Annotated in this window: 4 protein-coding genes; 1 reads left to right on the plus strand and 3 read right to left on the minus strand. The window is 60.5% G+C overall.

Annotated elements, in window-relative coordinates; translation table 11 throughout:
* From JF781_RS27415 to JF781_RS27425, 3 genes are all read right to left on the minus strand, one after another.
* Positions 1-327: MlaD family protein (locus tag JF781_RS27415; RefSeq protein WP_225330608.1), on the minus strand; the 327-nt coding region annotated here is incomplete at its 3' end.
* Positions 311-1,342, minus strand: coding sequence for an MCE family protein (locus tag JF781_RS27420; protein WP_225330611.1), 1,032 nt, complete (start codon positions 1,340-1,342; stop codon positions 311-313). The genes JF781_RS27420 and JF781_RS27415, both read right to left, overlap by 17 nt.
* A 2-nt stretch (positions 1,343-1,344) precedes the next feature.
* A complete protein-coding gene (locus tag JF781_RS27425) occupies positions 1,345-2,595 on the minus strand; it encodes an MCE family protein (protein ID WP_374109797.1) in 1,251 nt (416 codons plus the stop codon).
* 688 nt (positions 2,596-3,283) lie between these two features.
* Between JF781_RS27425 and JF781_RS27430 the strand changes: the two genes are divergently transcribed.
* The coding region (locus JF781_RS27430; protein WP_225341343.1) for a GMC family oxidoreductase at positions 3,284-4,465 on the plus strand (1,182 nt) is incomplete at its 3' end.

The raw sequence follows: 4,465 nt of genomic DNA on the forward strand, positions 1-4,465 counted from the left end.
ACCTAGTACCGAGTCAGCCTTGATGGACACGACCGATTGATCACCAAGTCGCACCTTGCGATCCAGGTTGAAGCCGACACGGGCCAAGCGGTGTGCCAACTCGATCGAGGTGACGTGTCCAACGACATAGCCCATGATTTGCACGTCGTCACCTTGCTTGATACCCGCAGCATTGGTGAAATATGCGTCGCAGTTTTTGCCGCGCGGCCATAACGGAAGTTGCCCATACCCGATCGAGATGAGCAGCACGCAGACAATCATCGTGACGCCTATCGTGCCCGTGCGCAACGGATCGCGGTTGCCCCAATTTTCATTTAGCAAAAGCACATCTCCCTTTGCTCGGGTCGGGAGGACCACCGGCAGGAATAATGATGTCGCTGCCCGCGGGACCGTTGATCTTGATTTTGAGCGAGCAGTAATAGAAGCTGAAGAAAGATCCGTAGGCGCCCAGCGAGGTCAATCGCTTGAAGTCTTCCGGCAACGGGTCTAGCGCCTCGTCAATGTCTTTTTTGCGCCTATCAAGCTCGGTGGACAACGGACCCAATTCCTTGATGACGGCCTGCAGCGGCCGCCGAGAGCCGGACAGCATCTCGGTTAGGTCGGTTTCTGCCGATGCCAAGGGCCCGATGGCTCCCGCGATAGGCTCTCGCCCCGCAGCGAGAGTGCCCACCAACTTCTGAAGCTGGTCGACGCCGGCATCTAGCTGGCTAGATTTGGAGTCCACGGTGCCGAGCACCTGATTCAGATTGTCGATGACCTCACCGACCAATTGATCGCGCGCCGCGAGGTTTTGGGTGAAAGAGCTGGTACTGGACAGCAGGTCGGCAAGCGTTCCGCCTTTACCCTGCAGCACGGCGAGAATAGTGTTGCTGATCTCGTTCACCTTGTGTGCGTCGAGTCCTTTGAGGACGGGTTTCAGTCCCCCGAGCAACGCATCCAGATCCAGAGCCGGTTCGGTGTTTTCACGTCGAATAGTGCCCCCGGGAGGTAATTTCCTGAGATCGCCCGGGCCAGCCGCGATCTCAAGATAACGATTACCCACCAAATCTTGGTAACGGACCATCGCACGGGTAGACGTGAAAAGTTGATAGCGTTTGTCGACATCAAAAGTTACGCTGACATAGCGGTCGTGTAGTTCGATTGATTTCACGCTGCCGACAACGATCCCCGAAATACGCACGTCCTGGCCGGTCGCTAACCGTGATATCGACGTAAAATCGGCTCGATATTCTTCCGTCGAAGAAAATCTGAATTGGCCGAAAGTGACTATGAGAAAGCCGAGAACAAGCAACATCGCTACGACGAAGATCGCCACTTTTGCTTTCAGATGCCGCGTGTCCATCATCAGTAGTCGTCACGCTCTGCGAAGGAACCGTGGAAGAGGAACTGCAGCGTTGAAGGTGCGTCGATCTGCACCTCGGTGTTGGGCTGATACGGAACGTAGGCGTTATCGGTCACCAAAAACGGTGTCTTGTACCAAGAGCCGCTGCCTTGCTTAGTCGGCAAGTCGGGCAGCCCACGACAGTTGGGGCCGCCGGAAGCATTGACGATCGGCAAGCTTTCGGGATAGGTGTAGCTCGGCGCGCCGGGAAGCACTGCCGCGCTGACAAAAAGGGACGCTTTCGTGACCCCGAGATAGGGTCCGAATCGTCTCACCGCGTCGGACAACGCGGTGAGCAGACAGCCGTACTCCGGTGAGTAGTCGTGGAGAACTTTTAGCGGTGCCCGAAGGCGCTGTATCGCAGCGATGTACGAGTCGGCAGCCGGTGCCAATGTCTGCTCGCCCTCACTGGCCACCCCCGCGGCCGCCAAAAGCGACTCCGTGAGGTCTTTTTGCTGGCGCGCGATGATGTTGCTGATCGTGGGCACGTTCTCGAGCATCGTGACGAGATCGGGTGCGGCGTCGGCATAGATGTCGGCAGTTTGAGCCGCGCGATCAAGATCGGATTGCAGCGCGCCCAATCGCGGATTGACCTTGGCCAAAAGGGAATTCAGGTCGGCGGTCAATGCGCCTAGGTTGTTTCCGTTGTCGCGCAATCCCTCACTGAGTGCCGCCAGCGTCGCATTCAGCGCCACGGGGTCAATCTTGTGGAGAGTGTTGAGTAGCGTCTCGAACAACGAATTGACTTCTACCGCCACTGCGCCCGCGGTGAATCGCGCTCCCGCAGCCACCACTCCTCCGGCCGAGGGGTGGGCGGGTTCAAGAAACTCCACCGACTTTGCGCCGAATACTGTTGTGCTGGCGATGCGGACCGTCGAATTCGAAGGGATGAACGCAAGCTGGTCGCGGCGAACGGCAAGGGTGAGCTCGGCGTGTTCCCCGTCATATCGGATGCCCGTCACCCTGCCGACCTGAACACCCAAATACTTGACCTTTGCGTCACGTTCCATGACCAGACCCGCTCGCGGCGCAATGACGGTAACCATTGCGACGTCAGTGAATGCATCGCTGTAGGCCAAGTACGTAAAAGCGCAATAGGCTGACAGCATCGCAGCGGCAATTACCGCAGCGACCCGAGCCGCACGGCGTCGACCCCTTTCCTGCAGCACCGTACCCCCATCAACTCCTCGTCGCGCGACAGGCCAGGCTGCCATCGAGCGCAGCGGTTGGGCTTACCGTACACCAAACAGTAAAGCCGTCAAACTATATCTGGAAAGAGAAACCGTGACCGCGACGATTCGTTCGAGGCCGACGTCGCAGAGCGCATCATCGCAGCTCTACGCCGTCTGAAACTGTCCCGTCGGCCCCTTCGGTCAGCGCTAACCTCGTTCTCGGTCCGGCCTTCGATGCGGTCGGCATGCCAGCTCACGATTGGCTGACAGACGTCATTACCGATCACCATACTGTTGTCATTACAGTTCTTGCGGCAGCTTGTTGACCTCGGCACGCTCCGACCAAGCGCGAATACCGATCCCCCGCCCGGCACCTCGCCAAAGGCCAGCTCATCGTGCGTTTCATCACGTGACGCCCCAGGCCAGTCTATTGGCCATCCAGTAATCCGAGGTAGGTCATGCCCCTTGGGGGAGTCATCAAACTCTCTGTTGCAGAAAATGTTTCGCGATGCATCGGGGGAAAACACGGTATCCGATACGCCCTACGACTCCGTGGCCAACAGCGGGAATGGTGCTCCCGCGACGGTGCCTGGGTGGCGATCGAGGGCGAGGGCGGTGTGAGGTCTAAGCGAGGATCACATGATGGCACCTCTCCGTGGGCCAACTATGTTAGCGTCAGCAGATACTTCAGATTATGAAATTAAGTCGAGGGTGTCAACGGAGGCCTGGGATGAAGCGAGCACGGGCGACGAAGGATCCCTCCGCGCCGGAGCCAGCCGACTACGTCGTTGTGGGGTCCGGTAGTGCAGGGGCGATCATTGCCCGGCGCCTGGCCGACACCGGCGCCGCGGTCACCCTGATCGAGTCGGGACGCCAGCGGCGCGGCCCGCTGGTCACGGTCCCGGGCATGTGTGGGGCTATTCACGCGGCCACGGTCTTGCAGCGGTTGGTCACCTGGCCCGCGTATAGCGTCCCGCAACGACATATGAAGGGCCGCAGGCTTCCCCAGTCTCACGGTCGGATACTCGGTGGCGACAGCGTGATCAACGGGATGGCGTTTGTACGCGGAAACCGGCAGAACTACGACGACTGGGCGGCCGACGGGGCGAAGGGCTGGGGGTTCGCCGAGGTGCTGCCGTCCTTCCGACGGCTGGAGAGTTTCGAGGACGGTCCCAGTGATCTGCGTGGCGGAGATGGCCCAATTGTGGTGGAACGGGCCACGGGCCTGGCGAGTGTCACCGAAAGCTACATGGTCGCGCTGGCGGCGACCGCCGGAGTCGGGATGAACCACGACTACAACGGTGCGCAGCAGGCCGGGGTGGCACCCCTACAGCAGAGCGCCAGCGCCGGTCGGAGAGTGGGCACCGATCGTGGATACCTATGGGATGCACCGCCGAATCTGCGGGTGCTCACCGGCGCAACCGCGACCCGGGTGATAGTGGAAAATGGCCGGGCGGTGGGAGTGGAGTTGGTCACGGGCCGCAACCGGCGACCGATGGGTACGGTGCGCGCGCACCGCGAAGTGATCGTCAGCGCCGGGTCACTCGGTACGCCGCGACTTCTGATGCTCTCCGGCATTGGCCGTGCAGCCCACCTACGCGAGCATGGGATCGAGGTGATCGTCGACCTGCCCGTCGGTGACAACCTGCACGATCATCTGTTCGTGCCGATGTGCTACCGGGCGCCCGGCGGGCGAAGTTCATCGCCACTGAGTTTCGCCGGAGCGGCGGTCCGCGAATGCGTGCGTCCGCGGTCGACATATCTGGCGCACACCCTGTTCGAGGCCGTGGGCTTCGTCGACAGCGGAGTGCGGACGGGCACCGACGTTCCGGACTTGCAGATGTTCATCCTTCCGATGGGCTATCCCGAGAATCAAGACAGCCCGGGCCTGCACCTGGCCGCTGATTCGTCG

Origin of the sequence: Mycobacterium sp. WUMAC-067 (genome assembly GCF_020217485.1) — a bacterium.
Lineage (GTDB): Bacteria > Actinomycetota > Actinomycetes > Mycobacteriales > Mycobacteriaceae > Mycobacterium.

Excerpts from the sequence above, each read along its gene's own strand:
- JF781_RS27420 (WP_225330611.1), bottom strand. The coding sequence starts at position 1,342 with ATGGACACGCGGCATCTGAAAGCAAAAGTGGCGATCTTCGTCGTAGCG.
- JF781_RS27425 (WP_374109797.1), bottom strand. The coding sequence starts at position 2,595 with ATGGCAGCCTGGCCTGTCGCGCGACGAGGAGTTGATGGGGGTACGGTG.